We start from the raw sequence: 15,886 nt of genomic DNA on the forward strand, positions 1-15,886 counted from the left end.
TCAGCGCGCTCTGAACTGGACGCGCCGGTTCGCAGAGCTGTAAGGATCAGCCTTGTTCAGCAACTTGTGCGGGCCTTTGCCTTCCACCGTCAAGAGCGTGACCGGCAGCTTCTTGCTGCTCACCAGATAGGCGCGAACTGACGCGGCGCGGCGGTACGACAGGCTTTCGTTGTAGTGCACGCTGCCTTTCGCATCGGTGTGGCCCTCGACCACCACCTTGATCGTGCCCTCGGTCAGCCGGATGCCTTCGGCGATGACGTCGAGTTGCTCCTTCGCCTTCGGGCTCAGCACGGCGGAGTCGAACTCGAAGTGAACCGGCACCGACACGGCGCTCGCCTCGTTGACCGTCTTGGTCGGGGTCTGCTCCAGCAGTGCGAACGGCGAGCGGCCGTTCTGCGTGGGAAGCCCGCGCAACTTGGTGTTCTCGCTCGCGCCGCGCGAAAGGATGTCGGCGATGTCTTGAGCGGACGGTGCCTGGCCCTCTTCATAGACCATCACGGTCTGGGCCTGTGCGGCGATTGCGCCGCAGGCGAATGTCAGCACGGCGGCGATGTGAAGAGCAGCGCGAGAGGTAACGCGAGAGGCAACGCGAGGCGAGAAATTCTGAATGGACATGTTGTTCTTCCCTGAACGTGAGCCAAAAATTTTCCCATGGCGATGCAGCCGAACTGCCCCCGCAGAAGAGGGATGAAAGCCTTCGTTGTTGCAACAAACAGAAACGGTCGTTGTGGTGATGACGAGACCACCCGCAATGGGGGTTTCGAGTGCGCTTGTGCATCCGCAGAATCCGCGGCTTTGCTCTTCATCACCGGAGGCTGCATCGCCTTCTTTGCCACACAACATGAAAAAAGAAACCGCCCATCACCCGCTCTCCGCACTGGCCTTGATTCCCTGTCTCTTCTCTGTGGCGACCTCGGCGTCTGCAGAAGTTCGCTGCGCTCCGACTGTCAGCCCAACGCACGTGCGACCGGGAGGCGCGATCACCCTGCAAGGCAACTGCCGCGACTTCAGTGCAGAGAACCCCGATGGCATCCCGCTGACGCAAGGTGCCGAGGCGTGGCAGATCGCTCTCGCGAGCGGCAATGCCAGCGTGGGGCAACGTTCGCTGCCCGATGGCAACCTCACCGTGACGGCACCCACCATCCCGGGTGAGCAGCGTTATGTCGTCACCAGCATCGAAGGCTACGGCGGGCCGATCGACTTGGGTGGCGAAGGCGGCTTTCCGTCTGTCACCGTGACGGTCGACGAGACCGCTGCGCCGAGTGCGCCCACACTCGATCAACTCAGCACCGCACTCACCGGCCTGCAGACCCAGCGAGTGCGCAGTCGGCTCAACGAAACACAAGCCCATCTGCGGACGCTGCGCGCCAGTGCTGCGATGCCGCTGTTCGACGTGCAAGGCGTGCCCCTGCCCGAGGGGAAGAAGGAAGCGGCGAGCCCGCAACGCCTCGGCGTTTATGTGGGCGGCTTCGGCGACTACCTGCGCCAGAACGCTTCGGCCACTCGGTCTGAACTCAAGGCCCGAACCGTGTCGCTGTCGCTTGGTGCCGACTACCGCCTCGACGACGCTTGGGTGATGGGCGCGAACATCGGAGTCTCCGACTCGCATGCCACGTTCTCGGGTTCATCGAGCGACCAGAAGAGCAAAGGCAAACAGGCCACCGCGTATGCGAGCTGGAGCCTGTCGCCCACGGTGTACGTGACGGCAACGCTCAGCTACGAGGTTAGCAAGTTCGACACCGTTCGAGATTCCGGCAGCGGGCAGCTTTCGATCGCGTCGCCCCGAGGCCGCGGTCTCGGCGTCAGCCTGTCGGGCGGGCAGGACTTCGCGTTCGGCCCGTGGTCTATCGGACCGTATGTGCGCGTGGACAGTGTCACCTCCGACATCGACGCTTTCGAGGAGCACGGCAGCGAGGCAGCGGTGTCCGTGGGCGCACAGCGCACGCGCTCGAACACCTTCAACATCGGCGCGCAGACCCAGCTCAGCGTGCCGGTCTCCTGGGGCGTCGTGCTTCCCTACCTGCGGCTGGAAGCCTCTCGCCGCAGCGACAGCACGCAGCAAGCGGCAACCGCCACGCTGCTCAGCGACAACACCGCCTTGCTGGTGCCGAGCGACGCCGACACCCGTGGCAGCTACGGCAGCGTGGCGCTCGGCGTCTCCGGCGTCAACCAGGGCGGCATCAGCTGGTTCGCCGACTGGGAGAACGGCATTGCGCAAAAGGGCTACCGCACGCAGCGCTTCGGGTTCGGGCTGCGCTTCGAGCTGTAATTCAGGCGAAACCGGAGTCGACCATGGCGCACTTTCTGCTGGCGTGGGAGCTTGGGGCCAACCTGGGCCACGCTACGCGCTTGCGTTCGGTGGCGCGGGCGCTGAAAGCGCGCGGCCATCGGCTGAGCTTCGTGCTGCGCGACGTGGTGCGCGTGCAGCGATTCCTGGGGCCGGCGTGGGGGCCGGTTTATCAGGCGCCTCTGCTGCTCGATGGTTCTGTCGCGCCGGCGTGGACGCTGGCCGACATTCTTCTCTCGTGCGGGTACGAATCGGCCGACACCTTGAGCGGCCTTGCCGGAGCGTGGAAGTCACTGATCGAATTGAGCGGGTGCGATGCGGTGCTGGCCGATCACTCGCCCACGGCCTTGCTGGCGGCGAGGCTGTGCGGTGTGCCGGCGCTTCACCTGGGCCACGGGTTTTCGATTCCGCCGCGCGAGTCGCCTTTGCCGGTGTTTCGCGATTGGGTGCCGGTGGCAGATTCGCATGCCGTTGACTCCGATGCGCGTGCGCTGGCCAGCGTGAACGGCGTGTTGGCGGCCCATTCGTTGCCACGGCTGCAGCAGCTGTGCGATCTGTTCTACCCCGAGCAGACGATGTTGTGTGCCTGGCCCGAACTGGACCATTACCAGGACGCAGGGCGTTCACCCACCGACTACCTCGGTCCCGACTGTGAGTTCGTCCCCGGGGCGGACCCGGCCTGGCCCGACGCGCCAGGGCCGCGTGTCTTTGCCTACCTGCGCGCGTCGTACCCGGAATACGCCGAGGTGCTGCGCGCGCTCGACGCGATGCGTTGCTCAACCGTCTGCTACTTCCCCGATCGATCGGCGTCGAATGTCGTGTTGCCCGAGTCTGCGCACATTCACTACAGCGACCAGCCTGTGGACCTGAAGCAGGCGCTGTCGACCTGCGCGCTGGTGGTGTGCCATGCGGGCCAGGCGACGGTGGCGCAGGCCGTGGTCTCGGGTGTGCCGTGTCTGATGCTGCCCACGCAGACGGAGCAATTTCTGCTGGCCCGGCAGTTCGAACAGTCCGGAGCCGGCATCAACGTAGCGTCGTTGGCTCGGCCCGTCGACTACGCAACCTTGATCGGCAAGTTGACCCGCCCGGAGTCCGCGCACGCCGCTGCCGCACGGGCGCTGGCACAGCAGTACCGCGACTTCAATCCGGCGGGTTTGACGGCGCAGATCGCCTCGGCAGCCGAGTCACTGCTTCTCGCCTCGGCTGTTGACCGAGCCCAAGCCTGAGGTTGAACGCTTGACGTCCGGCTGCCCCCAGTAGTCGACGGTACCGACACCTGAGATGCTGACGCGCAGGCTGTCTGTGACCCACAGAATGGCGTTGCCCACACCGCTGATCGACACCACGGCGTTTTCGGCCCGCAGCTGATCGGCCAGCAGTTTGCCCTTGCCGGAGATGTTCAGCTTGAGCTCGTCGACCTTTCCAACGAGCTGACCGTCACCGGCGCCGGAAATGTCGAACCTCAGTTGGTCGACGTGCAGGTCATCGAAACGAGCCACGCCCGAACCCGAGATGCTGATCGCCAGCTGTTCACTCTTGATGGGCCCCGGCGCATAGAGATCGCCGGTGCCGGACAAGCTCAATCGGCTCACTTCACGCATCTGGACGTCGATTTGCAGCCGGCCGGAGTTCCAGAACTTCCAGCTGCCGGCCGAGCTGATGCGCAGCCGCTTGTTGGCGAGAGACACCTCGACGCTGTCCTGCACATTGCTGTCGCCCGAGATGAAGATCTGGTCTCGCGCACCCTGCGTGAGCTTGATCAGGGCCGAGCCGTCCACCTCCAGCCGGTCGAAGGCACCGGGCGCATACAGCCTGCCCTCGGGAGTGGGGGGCTGAGCTGGCCGTTGCGGCTGCGGCGGCGCGGGTGGTGGCGGTGGTGCGGGCGTTTGCGCGAGCGCGCCTGCCGTTGTCAACGCCAGTGCGAGCCATGTCAGATATCGATTCAAGGTTTTCATATCGATTGGTCCCGCAGCTTCTTGGAAATTTCGCGCGTGGCCGTCATGCGGGCGCCATCGCGCATTTGCACGACGAGCTGGGAGTTCTCGTCGGGCGTCATCGAGTCGACGAAATCGAGGTTGACGATGCAGCTGCGGTGCAGCCGCAAGAAGCGCGAGGGGTCGAGGCGCTGCTCGAAGCTGTTGATCGGCAGGCGCACGAGAAAGCTCCGCCCCCTGCTCACCAGCGCTGTGTATTTGTTGTCGGAGCGCAGGTACTCGATGGTCTCGACGTTGAGCGGAAAGATCTTGCCCTGGTCACGCACCAGCACGCGCGTCAGCGGCTCGCCGCCGGGCGCTTGCAAGGCGTCGACCGTGGCACCCAGCGAGGGTGGGCCTGACTGCACGGCATGCTCCACCGCCTCGGCGAAGCGCTCGCGCGAGAAGGGCTTCAGCAGGTAGTCGACGGCATGCAGCTCGAACGCGGTGATGGCGTGCTCGTCGTACGCCGTCGTGAAGATAACGGCCGGCTGCGCATCGTCTTCGGCCAGTGCCTTCAGCACCTGCAGGCCGGTGAGACCGGGCATGTGGATGTCCATCAACACAAGGTCGGGCCGCAGCGCGCGGATCTGCGCGAGCGCACTTTCTCCATCGGCGCAGGTGGCCACCAGCGAGAGCTGCGGCATCTGCGTCACCCACTCGGCCAGCGCTTCGGCGGCCAAGGGTTCGTCTTCGGCGATCAGGACAGTGGTTTTCATGGTCATTGCGGAATCCACAGGTCGACGCGAAAGCCCGCGCCCGGGGCGGTGCGCACGTTCATGCGCGCGCGGCCGTCGTAGTCGATGGCGAAGCGGCGCCGCAAGGCGGCCAGGCCGATGCCGCGACGTGCGTTGCCGGCACGTTCGTCGAGCTGGGCCGGGTCGCAGCCGGGGCCGTCGTCTTCGACGCTGAGTTCCAGGCCCTGGTTCATCGCGTTGTGGCCGCTGCGGATGCTGATGATGCCGCCCTTCAGGCGCGGCGCCACGCCATGCAGCACGCTGTTCTCTACCAGCGGCTGCAGCGTCAGTGGCGGGATCTCGTCTTGCAGCGTGGCGGGGTCGAGCTGCCAGTCGATGTGCAGGCGCGAGCCGAGGCGCAGGCTTTCGAGTGCGAGGTAGTCGCGCACGAACTCGACCTCGTCAGCCAGCGCCACGCGGTCGGCGGCGCTGCGCTTGCTGTCCAGCACATAGCGCAGCATGCCCGAGAAGCGCATCAGCGCCGCCTCGGCGGCTTGCGCATCCTTGCGCGTCAGTGCGATGAGCGAGTTCAAGGTGTTGAAGAGGAAGTGCGGGTTCAGCTTGCCGCTGATAGCCGCCAGCTCGGCGCGTGCCAGTGCCGATTCGGCCTGCGCCGCAGCGAGCGCAGCTGACCGCGCGCGGCGCGTCTGCAGCAGCGCCGTGAAGCCGGTGGCGATGGCGGCGTAGACGACTACGCCCCAGATCGCACGCCACAGCAGCGTCTGCATCAGCACCGCAGAAGCGTGGTTACTGCCGAACAACAGCCATGCACTCGTGAACTCGCAGGCCTGCCACAGCACGCCGAATGCAAGCGCCGCCACGGTGTGGAGCACGGCGACGCCAGCCGGCGAAAACTCGCCACGCTGCAGCATCCGCACCCACGGGTAGACGGCGATGCCCAGCAGCATCGGCGGCCACAGGCTCAGCGTCGCCTGGTAGACCGCCTCCCACAGCTGCCACAGCCCACGCTGGAACTCGGCGCCGGCCAGCACGTAGAGCAGCCACGACAGCAGGCAGGCGCCAGCGTAGGCGAGCCACAGAGGGCGGTCGCTGGCGGAATCATGTGGGGGCAGGGCACCTGGCGTGGACATGGCGGCCATCTTAGGGATTGGTCACGAGGGCTGGCGGGCGAGGCGACCAATTGCCAGATCGGGTGACCGATTTGCGGTTTTCGGCGCCGGTGTCGTGACGTGCTGGGCCGAATGGGCGGAAACGCGAGTCCGCTGGTTAAGACCGTCGTTCATCGACCGATATCCGGGGAGTCGTCTTCCACGCTTGATCTGGGAGCACTCACCGACGGGGCGGACAGCAATGCAACAGACCAGACTCCTCACCGCGGCCCTCGGCCTCGCCTTGCTCAGTGCCTGTGGCAGCGACAGCGGCGGCAGCTCGAACACAGTCGCAGCTGGAAGCTCCGGCGGGCCCGTGTTCGCCTTGGTGTCTGGCGTCGTGGTCGACAAGGCCGGTGTGCCGGTGCCTGGTGTGACCGTGAGCGTGTTCCATCACAACACCAACACCACCGTCACGGCGACCACCGATGCCAACGGCGCGTACTCCGTGGCCGGGCTGGACACCGTCAACAACGCCGACTACGCGGTCTACGCGCAGAAGGCCGGCCTGGCGTTTCAACCGGTTGTCAGCGACCCGGCAGGTGCCGTGACCAAGTTCGACTTCAACGGGCTCTATCGAACCGTCATCCGGTTCCCGTCCTTGCCATCGCATGATGTGTCGGGCGTGAACTTCACCGCCTATCGCGCGGGCGACAGGGTGGCCAGCCTGCCTCGAACGGGGCAGACCACCAGTTACGCGAGCGGAGACGACTCGTCTGCACAGGCCGGCCTGGCATGGCCGGGTGCGCGCTTCACCGACAACGCCGACGGCACGGTGGCCGATCACCTCACCGGCCTGGTCTGGTTGAAGGATGCAGGGTGCATGAGCCCGATGGCATGGGCCGCGGCGCTGACCGCTGCCAACCAGCTGGCCAGCGGCGCCTGCGGGTTGACGGACGGGTCGACGGCAGGCCAGTGGCGCATGCCCAACGCCAACGAGCTGGAGAGCCTGGTCGACGTGTCGCGCAGCAGCCCCGCGGTACCCGCATCGAGCCCCTTTGTCCACATCGACCTCGCAGCGGCCTACTGGACGTCGACCACCTACATGGCCTTGACCGCCAGTGCCATGGCGATCCGTTTCACCGACGGGCGCTGGATCAATGGGGCGGACTCCGGCGATGGCAGCTTCGGGAACGCCAAAGCCACCGTGGCCAATTCGCTGTGGGCCGTGAAGTCAGGCCCAGCGGGCGCGGTGCAGCCCTTGGCGACCGGGGTGTATGCCGGGGTGGGTGGCGGATCGTTCGGGGCGCGCGACGATGCGAGCCTCCAACTGGGCGCGCCGCTCACCGCGTCACGCTTCATTGACAACGGTGATGGCACCGTGGCGGACACCGTCACAGGCCTCACCTGGCTGAAGCAAGCCGATTGCATTCACCAGCCTTGGGCGGGTGCGTTGGCGACAGTGAACGGCCTGGCGAGCGGCCAATGCGGCCTGGCGGACGGCTCGACGGCGGGCCAGTGGCGCATGCCGAACCGCAGCGAGATGCTGAGTTTGTCAGACCGCGCGCCCACGTTTCCGCAGGCTTCGTACTTCGGCGGCCAGTACCAGGGCACGAACACCGTGACCGGCCCGGTGATCTTCGGCAACTTCATCGTGTCCGACTACTACTGGACCTCCACCACGAATGCCGCCGATCCGTCGCAGGCCTGGACGATCTACAGCTGCGACTTCGGCGTCTACAACGTCACCAAGACCGAAGTGCGGTACTCGCTGGCAGTGCGATAGCGGCCACAGCCGCCATCCGCATCACTGAGTCGCGACCGGCATCTGACCCACGCCGAACAACTCGGCCAGGGCCTGCCGGTACTGCGGCTGGCCCACGTCGTTGGTGTTGTGATGAGAGCCACCCTCGACGAGCATGAAGCGCTTGGGCTCGCGTGCGCGCTCGAACAGCGCGTGCCCGAGGGCGGGCTGGATCAAGGTGTCGTCGCTGCCATGCACCACCAGCACCGGTGAGCCCACGTCGGCGATGCGCGAGGCGGCGTCGAAGCGCTGGGTGATCAAGGCCGACAGCGGCAACCAGCCCCAGCGGAAGGTGGAGACCACGTCGGGGATGGACGTGAAGGTGCCTTCGACGATCAGCCCGGCTTCATCCGTCACTTCGGTGGCCAGCTCGACGGCGATGGCGCCGCCCAGCGAGTGGCCGAAGATGAAGCGCCGCGCCTTCGGGCGTTTTCGGGCCAGCCAGGCCCAGGCCGCGCGCGCGTCTTCGGCGGCCATGATTTCCGAGGGCAGCACGGCGCTGCTGCGGCCGAAGCCGCGGTAGTCGATGCCCAGCACCGAGAAACCCAGTTCGTGCATGCGCCGCATGCGCGTGGCGCTGCTGCGCACGTCCCAGCGCGCGCCGTGCAGGTAGAGCAGCACGGGTGCGGTGTCATCGGTTTGTGGCAGCCACAGGCCATGGAGCTTGACGGGGTCGCCCTGGTGGCCGTCGGCGTGCGACTGAAAGCTGATCCACGCGTCGTCCATGCCCTCAGCAGCGGCCATGCCGCCACCCCAGCTGCGGTCACTGGGCTGGAAGATCCACTGGCGCTGCTTTTCGTCGAGCGTGGTGCAGCCCAGTTGGAAGCCGAGAAACGCGAGGAGGACCAAGGTGAGCACGCCCAGTCGGCGAGCCGAGAAACGGGGCGGCTGCGAAGTCATGGCCGCTATGGTTGCACGCCGGCAATAGGCGACCGCCGCGCTCGGCTTGGCGAAGACGCCGTGACGCTCGAAAAAGTCTCGGTTCAGGTGCCCTTCATCTTGACGAAGAGCTGCACGCGCTTGAAGCGCAGCTTGCCCGGCGCGTACTTCTGCAGCCAGCTGTCGTCTTCGGTGAGCTCCAGGCTGCCGTCTTTCGGTGGCGGCACGCCGGCCTTGCGTGCCTGGGCGGTGGCCTCGACCACCGAGCGGAAGTAGTAGTGGTTGAACAACCGATTGAACTCGGTGAAGTAGATGTCGGCCACGCGCCGGCTGCCGCGAATCAGCAGCATGTTCTCGTCGTTGTCGTTGGTCGAGGCTTCGCTGAAGTTGGCCGAGCCGGTCGCGACGATCGGGTCGGCGCCCAGTGGGTCCATCAGCATGAACTTCGAGTGGATGAAGCTCACGTGCGTGTTGAGCTGCAGGCCGCCGGCGCTCGTCTCCTTCGCCCAGCGGTGCAGCGGCTCGCGCAGAAAGGAGCCCCAGGCCTGGTACACGTTGTTCGACGCGTTGATGCGTATGAAGGGCAGCTTGCTCTTCTTGTCGGGCTTGTCCTGCTTCTCGAGCAGCAGGAAGGAGAGGTGGCTTTGCGGCGTGTTGTCCTTCAGCTGTTCCTTGAACAGCTTGTTGATGCCGAAGGCCAGCGTGACGCACGACAGGTCTTGCGCACCGTCGAGCATCGCGGCGTACATCTCCAGCACCTCGGCACCGGAGCGCGGGCTGAAGACCGGCGTGATGCCTGGCGGAATGTTGTGCCAGTCGACCGGTGCGGTGAGCAGGGCCTCGACGTCGACCTTGAACTGCTTGTTCTTCTTCAGTACGTCGCTCCGCGCATCGGCCTTGAGGCCTCCGGGGTCGCCGCTCAGCACGATCCAGTAGTCACGAAACTGAGCTGCCAGGGCGGGGTTGCGCACCCAGTGGCCGACGTTGGTCTGGCCGTGGATGCCGCCCATTGAGAGGTTGGTCGAGCCCGTCCACACGGCGGCCGGCCGCGCAGTGGCGCCTTTCAGCAGCACCATGAACTTGTTGTGCTGGATGTCGTTGGCGCGGGCCTCGCGCAGCAGCACCACATTCTTCAGCGGGATCTTCGCGGCCTTGATCATCCGCAGGTTCTCTTCGCGCGGAAAGCTTTCGTGGAAACCGTCTTTGTCGGTGAACTCGTTGACCTTGCCGTCGACGATGAGCCTGAGCAGCACGCCGCGGTCGAGCGCGGCCTTCAGCGCTTCGAGCACCGGCAGGTAGCGAAACTCGTAGAAGCAGCCGAGCAGCGTGTCGCCGGCCTTGGCCTGCTGGATGAACTTGAGCATGGCTTCGTCGAGTTCGCGGCTCAGCCATTGCAGGGCTTCCAGTTGCTGGGCTGGAGAGAGCGTCGGGTCGTCCGGCCGCTTGTTGGCGAACCGGCGCGCATAGGCCTGGCTGCTTGCCACGCCGCGGTTGAAGAAGACGTCATGCTCTTCGCTCGCCTTGAATTGCGGCTCCATGCGCACGGTGATCTTGATCGGCTTGGCCTTGCGGTCGAGCTTCTTCGGTGCGCCCTTGAGCGGGTGAAAGTGGTAGTGGTAGGTGCGGCCGGGCTTGCCGGTGAAGTCGTCCCACACGAAGCTCTGCACCGGGTGGTCGAAGGTGCTGACCTCGGTGTTTTCATCCGGATTCGGGATCACCGAAGGGAAGACCTTGAAGCCGCGCAGGTAGTAGCGCTCGTTCTCCAGCGGGTCTTCGCGTTCCACCGCGAAACCGAGCAGGCCCTGGGTGTTTGCCTTGGCCGAATCGATGGCGAAGGAAACGGTGTTCACGCCGGAGACGGCCAGAACCTGGTAGCCGCCGACGACGGCTGACTTGAAGCGCATGTCTGCCTCCCTTTGTCTTGTGTGCGGATTCTTGAGCTGCAACTGAGCGCTCACAACCCCTAGGGTCGAACTCCTGCAAGTTGCGGGATGGGCCGCGCAGCATTGGAGGCGTAGCCGACTACGCCTTCTGTCGTATTTGCCGATCGGGGGCCGGTCCGTAACCTGCGCTTGTCCGCCTCAGAGGGGGCGACAGCCCTCATAACACCCCAGGAGCGTTTGTTCATGAAAAACACCCGTCGCCATTTCGCGAAATCGCTCAGCGCCGTGGCGCTTGGCGTCGCCGCCATTGGCCTGCCGCAATTCGCGCAGGCTGCTGACACCATCAAGGTCGGCATCCTGCATTCGCTGTCGGGCACCATGGCCATCTCCGAAACCGTGTTGAAGGACACGGCGCTGATGACCATTGCCGAAATCAACGCCAAGGGCGGCGTGCTCGGCAAGCAGCTCGAGCCCGTGGTCGTCGACCCAGCCTCCAACTGGCCGCTGTTTGCCGAGAAGGCGAAGCAGCTGATCTCGCAAGACAAGGTGGCCGTGATGTTCGGCTGCTGGACCAGCGTGTCGCGCAAGAGCGTGCTGCCGGTCGTCGAAGAACTCAACGGCCTGCTGTTCTATCCCGTCCAGTACGAAGGCGAAGAGCTCAGCAAGAACGTGTTCTACACCGGTGCGGCGCCCAACCAGCAAGCCATTCCTGCTGTCGAATACCTGATGAGCAAGGCCGGTGGCGGCGCCAAGCGCTTCGTGCTGCTGGGTACCGACTACGTGTACCCGCGTACCACCAACAAGATCCTGCGCGCCTTCCTGAAGAGCAAGGGCGTGGCCGACAAGGACATCGACGAGAAGTACACCCCGTTCGGCCACAGCGACTATCAAACCATCGTGGCCGACGTGAAGAAGTTCTCCGCCGGTGGCAAGACCGCGGTGATCTCCACGATCAACGGCGACTCGAACGTGCCCTTCTACAAGGAACTGGGCAACCAGGGCCTGAAGGCGACCGACGTGCCGGTGGTGGCCTTCTCGGTGGGTGAAGAAGAGCTGCGCGGCGTGGACACCAAGCCGCTGGTGGGGCACCTGGCCGCATGGAACTACTTCATGTCGATCAAGAACCCGACCAACGACGCGTTCAAGAAGCAATGGGCCGAGTACGCCAAGTCGAAGAACCTGCCGGGCGCCGACAAGCCGCTGACCAATGACCCGATGGAAGCCACCTACATCGGCATCCACATGTGGGCGCAAGCCGTCAAGAAGGCCGGCAGCACCGACACCGACAAGGTCATCGCTGCGATGGCTGGCCAGACCTTCCCGGCACCGGGCGGCTTCATCTCGACGATGGATGCCAAGAACCACCACCTGCACAAGCCGGTGTTCATCGGCGAAGTGAAGGCCGACGGCCAGTTCAACGTGGTGTGGAAGACCCCCGCTCCGGTGAAGGCCAAGCCGTGGAGCCCGTACATCGAAGGCAAYGACAAGAAGAAGGATGAACCGGAAAAAAAGTAACGCCTTGAGTTACTGATTGACTGGAAACAACCGGGGTGCGCGTGTCACCCCGGTTGTTCGATCGGAAGGCCTCGGCCTCGTCATTCCCGCGCAGGCGGGAATCCACGATGTGCCGCGATGCTGGATTCCCGCCTGCGCGGGAATGACGGAGTGGGAAATCGATGTTTGCACGCTGGTTGAATGTCCTGTGTCGAAGCTTGTTGCTGCTGTGCGCTCTTGGTGCCGCCACAAGCGGTCACGCGTTGACTCGTGAACAGGCTTTGGCCTTGGTCAAAGGTGAGAACGACGAACGCATCACGGCCTTGACGGCCTCGCTGACGCGTGGCGATGAAGGCCTGGCCAAGTACCTGCAGTCGGTGCTCGACGACGAGGTGAAGTTCACGGCCGATGCGGCTTTCGTCGTGCGTGACGGCAAGGCGCATGACGCTGCCACCGGCGCCGAAGTCCCGCTGCCTGCGGGTGCCGAAGAGGTCATCAACAGCAACCAAATTCGCCGCGAGGTCGAGGGCACCTTGGCGGCCCTCAAACTGTTTTCTGCGGACCTCGCCGAGCGCCGGGCGGCCATCAAGGCCTTGAAGGAAGAGGCCGACGAAACGCGCTTGCCGCTGATCGAAAAGGCGCTGGCCGCCGAGGCTGATGAATCGCTGAAGACGCAGCTGAAGCAGGTGCGCGCCGCGGTGCTCGTATCCTCAAGCGATGTGGCCAAGCGGCTCGATGCGGCCAAGGCGTTGGCCGAGAGCTTGACGCCGGCCACCAAGACCTTGTTGATCGACCGCCTGAAGCCGGCCGCCGAGGGTGGCGAGTCCGACGTGGCGGTGCGCAGCCAGCTCGAGATCGCGCTCAAAGCCATCGACGCGCGCCTGGCCTGGGGCGAGCGCCTGGGTGTGATGTTCACTGGCGCGAGCCTGGGCAGCATCCTGCTGCTGGTGGCGCTGGGGCTGGCCATCACCTATGGCTTGATGGGCGTCATCAACATGGCGCACGGTGAGCTGATGATGATTGGCGCATACGCGACCTACGTGGTGCAGAACCTGTTCAAGGCCTACATGCCGGGCATGTTCGACTGGTACATCCTGCTCGCGATACCGGCTTCGTTCTTCGCCGCGGCGCTGGTCGGTGCGGCGCTGGAGCGCAGCGTGATCCGCTGGCTCTATGGCCGGCCGCTCGAGACCTTGCTGGCCACTTGGGGCATCAGCTTGGTGCTGATGCAGGCGGTGCGGTCACTCTTCGGCGCGCAGAACGTGCAGGTGGAAAACCCGGCGTGGCTGTCGGGCGGGGTCAACGTGCTGAGCAATCTGACGCTGCCTTACAACCGCATCGCGATCGTCGCGTTCGCGGCCTTGGTGCTCGCCGGTGTGTCGCTGCTGATCGCTCGCACACGGCTTGGTTTGTTCGTGCGCGGGGTCACGCAGAACCGCAAGATGGCGGCCTGCGTGGGGGTCAACACCGCACGCATCGACACCTACGCGTTTGCACTCGGCTCCGGCATCGCCGGCCTGGCGGGCTGTGCGCTGTCTCAAGTCGGCAACGTGGGGCCGGACCTCGGGCAGGGCTACATCGTCGACTCGTTCATGGTGGTGGTGTTGGGTGGCGTGGGGCAGCTGGCCGGCACCGTCTACGCCGCGCTTGGCCTCGGCGTGCTGAACAAGCTGCTCGAAGGCTGGCAGGGCGCTGTGCTCGCCAAGATCATGGTGCTGGTGTTCATCGTGGTGTTCATCCAGAAGCGGCCGCAGGGCATCTTTGCCATGAAGGGCCGGAGCGCCGAAGCATGAAGAACGAATCGATCCCGATGCCTCTGATGGCACCCGTCACCCGCCTGCTGTCGCCCAAGGCCTGGATGGGCGTGATGGCGGCGCTCGCCGCCGTGCTCGTGCTCGCACCGCTGCTGAACCTGGTCGTCCCGGCCGGCAATGTGTTCCACCTGAGCGACTACGCGATCAGCCTCATCGGCAAGATCATGTGCTACGCCATCTGCGCGCTCGCGATGGACTTGATCTGGGGCTACACCGGCATCCTCTCGCTCGGCCACGGCGTGTTCTTCGCGCTCGGCGGCTACGCGATGGGCATGTACCTCATGCGCCAGATCGGGCGCGACGGCAACTACCAGTCGGACCTGCCCGACTTCATGGTCTTCCTCGACTGGAAGACGCTGCCCTGGCACTGGGCGGCAAGCGACAGCTTCATCGCCACGCTGTTCCTCATCGTGCTGGTGCCTGGCCTGCTCGCGTTCGTGTTCGGCTTCTTCGCCTTCCGCTCGCGCATCAAGGGCGTGTACTTCTCGATCATCACGCAAGCGCTCACCTACGCGGCGATGCTGCTGTTCTTCCGCAACGAGACGGGCTTCGGCGGCAACAACGGCTTCACCGACTTCAAGCGAATCTTGGGCACGCCAATCGCCACGCCGTCGATGCGCATGCTGCTCTTCGTATTGACCGGCCTGGCGCTGATCGGCAGCTTCTTGTTGGCGCGCTGGCTGGTGTCAAGCAAGTTCGGCCGCGTGCTGCAGGCCATTCGCGATGCCGAGAGCCGGGTGATGTTCACCGGCTACGACCCGCTGAAGTACAAGCTGTCGATCTGGGTGATCTCCGCGGTGATGTGCGGGATTGCCGGTGCGCTCTACGTGCCGCAGGTGGGCATCATCAACCCGGGCGAAATGTCGCCGGGCGCAAGCATCGAGATCGCGATCTGGGCGGCGGTGGGCGGGCGCGGCACGTTGATTGGCCCGATCGTCGGCGCGTTCTTCGTCAACGGCGCGAAGAGCTGGTTCACCCAGGCGTTCCCGGAGTTCTGGCTCTACTTCCTCGGTGCCTTGTTCATTGCGGTGACGCTATTCCTTCCACAGGGAATCATTGGCCTGGTGCGCAAGCTGAGCGGGAAGACGAGCGAGGTGAAGGCATGACCCCCGAACTGATGCAGGCCGGCGTGCGCGTTCGCCGGGCGCTGGAAGAGCGCCAGCACCGCACCGGCTACAGCCGCGTGGTGCAGCAGGGCGAGTTGAACGTGGCGCACGGCGCCATCCTGTACCTGGACGACATCACCGTCAGCTTCGATGGCTTCAAGGCGCTGAACGCGTTGAGCCTCAGCATCAGCGCTGGCGAGCTGCGCTGCATCATCGGCCCGAACGGGGCTGGCAAGACGACGATGATGGACGTGATCACCGGCAAGACACGGCCCGACCTGGGCAAGGCATTCTTCGGCTCGACCATCGACTTGCTGCGCATGCGCGAGAACGAGATCGCGTCCATCGGCATCGGCCGAAAGTTCCAGAAGCCCACGGTGTTCGAGCAGCTGACCGTGTTCGAGAACCTGGAGCTTGCGCTCAAGGCCGACCGCGGCGTGCAGGCCTCGATGTTCTTCCGCCTGAGCGGTGAGCAGCTCGACCGCATCGGCGCGATGCTAACGCTGATCCACCTGAAGGACAGTGCGCAACGCGTGGCGGGCTTGCTTTCGCATGGGCAAAAGCAGTGGCTGGAGATCGGCATGCTGTTGATGCAGGACCCGAAGCTGCTGTTGCTCGACGAGCCGGTGGCCGGCATGACCGACGAAGAGACCGAGCGCACCGCGGAGCTGTTTCTCTCGCTCGAAGGCAACCACTCGCTGGTGGTGGTGGAGCACGACATGAAGTTCATCCACGAGCTCACGCACGGCAACCCGGCGAAGAAGGTGACGGTGCTGCATGAAGGCAGCGTGTTGGCCGAGGGTTCGCTGGCCGACGTGCAGGCGAATGAAAAAGTCGTCGAAGTCTATTTGGGACGCTGA

13 protein-coding genes are annotated in these 15,886 nt (G+C 65.0%); 7 read left to right on the plus strand and 6 right to left on the minus strand.

The genetic code is table 11. The features are described 5' to 3' along the window. The gene (locus AC1DYS_RS07040; protein WP_477897468.1) at window positions 1–843 is read right to left on the minus strand and encodes an OmpA family protein; all 843 of its coding nucleotides are present in this window, start codon (window positions 841–843) and stop codon (window positions 1–3) included. Here AC1DYS_RS07040 and AC1DYS_RS07045 point away from each other — a divergent pair. Next, a complete protein-coding gene (locus AC1DYS_RS07045) occupies window positions 842–2,269 on the plus strand; it encodes an autotransporter outer membrane beta-barrel domain-containing protein (protein WP_477897470.1) in 1,428 nt (475 codons plus the stop codon). The two genes, AC1DYS_RS07040 and AC1DYS_RS07045, sit on opposite strands and share 2 nt — an antisense overlap. A 23-nt stretch (window positions 2,270–2,292) precedes the next feature. Then, window positions 2,293–3,513, plus strand: a complete 1,221-nt coding sequence (locus tag AC1DYS_RS07050; protein ID WP_477897472.1) for a glycosyltransferase — start codon at window positions 2,293–2,295, stop codon at window positions 3,511–3,513. On the opposite strand, the gene AC1DYS_RS07055 is transcribed toward AC1DYS_RS07050, so the two are convergent. Genes AC1DYS_RS07055 through AC1DYS_RS07065 form a run of 3 tightly spaced genes read right to left on the minus strand, consistent with a single transcriptional unit; the run spans window position 3,472 to window position 6,088 of the window. Beyond that, a complete protein-coding gene (locus AC1DYS_RS07055; protein ID WP_477897474.1) occupies window positions 3,472–4,233 on the minus strand; it encodes a head GIN domain-containing protein in 762 nt (253 codons plus the stop codon). The genes AC1DYS_RS07050 and AC1DYS_RS07055 overlap by 42 nt on opposite strands. A 5-nt stretch (window positions 4,234–4,238) precedes the next feature. Continuing rightward, window positions 4,239–4,979, minus strand: a complete 741-nt coding sequence (locus AC1DYS_RS07060; RefSeq protein WP_477897476.1) for a LytR/AlgR family response regulator transcription factor — start codon at window positions 4,977–4,979, stop codon at window positions 4,239–4,241. Window positions 4,980–4,981: 2 nt separating this feature from the next. Then, window positions 4,982–6,088: a sensor histidine kinase gene (locus AC1DYS_RS07065; RefSeq protein WP_477897478.1), complete on the minus strand. Its 1,107-nt coding sequence runs from the start codon at window positions 6,086–6,088 to the stop codon at window positions 4,982–4,984. A gap of 220 nt (window positions 6,089–6,308) precedes the next feature. Here AC1DYS_RS07065 and AC1DYS_RS07070 point away from each other — a divergent pair, with 220 nt between their 5' ends. Further along, window positions 6,309–7,832 carry an Lcl domain-containing protein gene (locus AC1DYS_RS07070; protein ID WP_477897480.1) on the plus strand — a complete coding sequence of 508 codons (1,524 nt, stop codon included), beginning with the start codon at window positions 6,309–6,311 and terminating at the stop codon, window positions 7,830–7,832. Window positions 7,833–7,853: 21 nt separating this feature from the next. On the opposite strand, the gene AC1DYS_RS07075 is transcribed toward AC1DYS_RS07070, so the two are convergent. Then, window positions 7,854–8,750 (minus strand): alpha/beta hydrolase, encoded by an 897-nt coding sequence (locus AC1DYS_RS07075; RefSeq protein WP_477897482.1) that lies wholly within the window; start codon window positions 8,748–8,750, stop codon window positions 7,854–7,856. 83 nt (window positions 8,751–8,833) lie between these two features. Next, a complete protein-coding gene (locus tag AC1DYS_RS07080) occupies window positions 8,834–10,633 on the minus strand; it encodes a phospholipase D-like domain-containing protein (RefSeq protein ID WP_477897484.1) in 1,800 nt (599 codons plus the stop codon). Window positions 10,634–10,855: 222 nt separating this feature from the next. Between AC1DYS_RS07080 and urtA the strand changes: the two genes are divergently transcribed. The 4 genes from urtA to urtD all read left to right on the plus strand — a co-directional run bounded on the left by urtA (window position 10,856) and on the right by urtD (window position 15,886). Continuing rightward, window positions 10,856–12,127 (plus strand): urea ABC transporter substrate-binding protein, encoded by a 1,272-nt coding sequence (gene urtA / locus AC1DYS_RS07085; protein ID WP_477897486.1) that lies wholly within the window; start codon window positions 10,856–10,858, stop codon window positions 12,125–12,127. Between the two features lie 161 nt (window positions 12,128–12,288). Further along, a complete protein-coding gene (gene urtB, locus AC1DYS_RS07090) occupies window positions 12,289–13,899 on the plus strand; it encodes an urea ABC transporter permease subunit UrtB (protein ID WP_477897488.1) in 1,611 nt (536 codons plus the stop codon). Further along, on the plus strand, window positions 13,896–15,026 hold the full coding sequence (urtC, locus tag AC1DYS_RS07095) for an urea ABC transporter permease subunit UrtC (RefSeq protein WP_477897490.1): 1,131 nt from the start codon (window positions 13,896–13,898) through the stop codon (window positions 15,024–15,026). Before urtB ends, urtC begins: the two co-directional genes overlap by 4 nt. Next, window positions 15,023–15,886 (plus strand): urea ABC transporter ATP-binding protein UrtD, encoded by an 864-nt coding sequence (gene urtD / locus AC1DYS_RS07100; protein WP_477897492.1) that lies wholly within the window; start codon window positions 15,023–15,025, stop codon window positions 15,884–15,886. The genes urtC and urtD overlap by 4 nt, the downstream gene beginning before the upstream one ends.

The sequence above is a fragment of the Rhizobacter sp. P2_G4 genome (genome assembly GCF_056403575.1).

Excerpts from the sequence above, each read along its gene's own strand:
- AC1DYS_RS07080 (WP_477897484.1), bottom strand. The coding sequence starts at position 10,633 with ATGCGCTTCAAGTCAGCCGTCGTCGGCGGCTACCAGGTTCTGGCCGTC.
- AC1DYS_RS07050 (WP_477897472.1), top strand. The coding sequence starts at position 2,293 with ATGGCGCACTTTCTGCTGGCGTGGGAGCTTGGGGCCAACCTGGGCCAC.
- urtB (WP_477897488.1), top strand. The coding sequence starts at position 12,289 with ATGTTTGCACGCTGGTTGAATGTCCTGTGTCGAAGCTTGTTGCTGCTG.
- AC1DYS_RS07045 (WP_477897470.1), top strand. The coding sequence starts at position 842 with ATGAAAAAAGAAACCGCCCATCACCCGCTCTCCGCACTGGCCTTGATT.
- AC1DYS_RS07075 (WP_477897482.1), bottom strand. The coding sequence starts at position 8,750 with ATGACTTCGCAGCCGCCCCGTTTCTCGGCTCGCCGACTGGGCGTGCTC.
- urtC (WP_477897490.1), top strand. The coding sequence starts at position 13,896 with ATGAAGAACGAATCGATCCCGATGCCTCTGATGGCACCCGTCACCCGC.
- AC1DYS_RS07065 (WP_477897478.1), bottom strand. The coding sequence starts at position 6,088 with ATGTCCACGCCAGGTGCCCTGCCCCCACATGATTCCGCCAGCGACCGC.
- AC1DYS_RS07060 (WP_477897476.1), bottom strand. The coding sequence starts at position 4,979 with ATGAAAACCACTGTCCTGATCGCCGAAGACGAACCCTTGGCCGCCGAA.
- AC1DYS_RS07040 (WP_477897468.1), bottom strand. The coding sequence starts at position 843 with ATGTTGTGTGGCAAAGAAGGCGATGCAGCCTCCGGTGATGAAGAGCAA.
- AC1DYS_RS07070 (WP_477897480.1), top strand. The coding sequence starts at position 6,309 with ATGCAACAGACCAGACTCCTCACCGCGGCCCTCGGCCTCGCCTTGCTC.
- urtD (WP_477897492.1), top strand. The coding sequence starts at position 15,023 with ATGACCCCCGAACTGATGCAGGCCGGCGTGCGCGTTCGCCGGGCGCTG.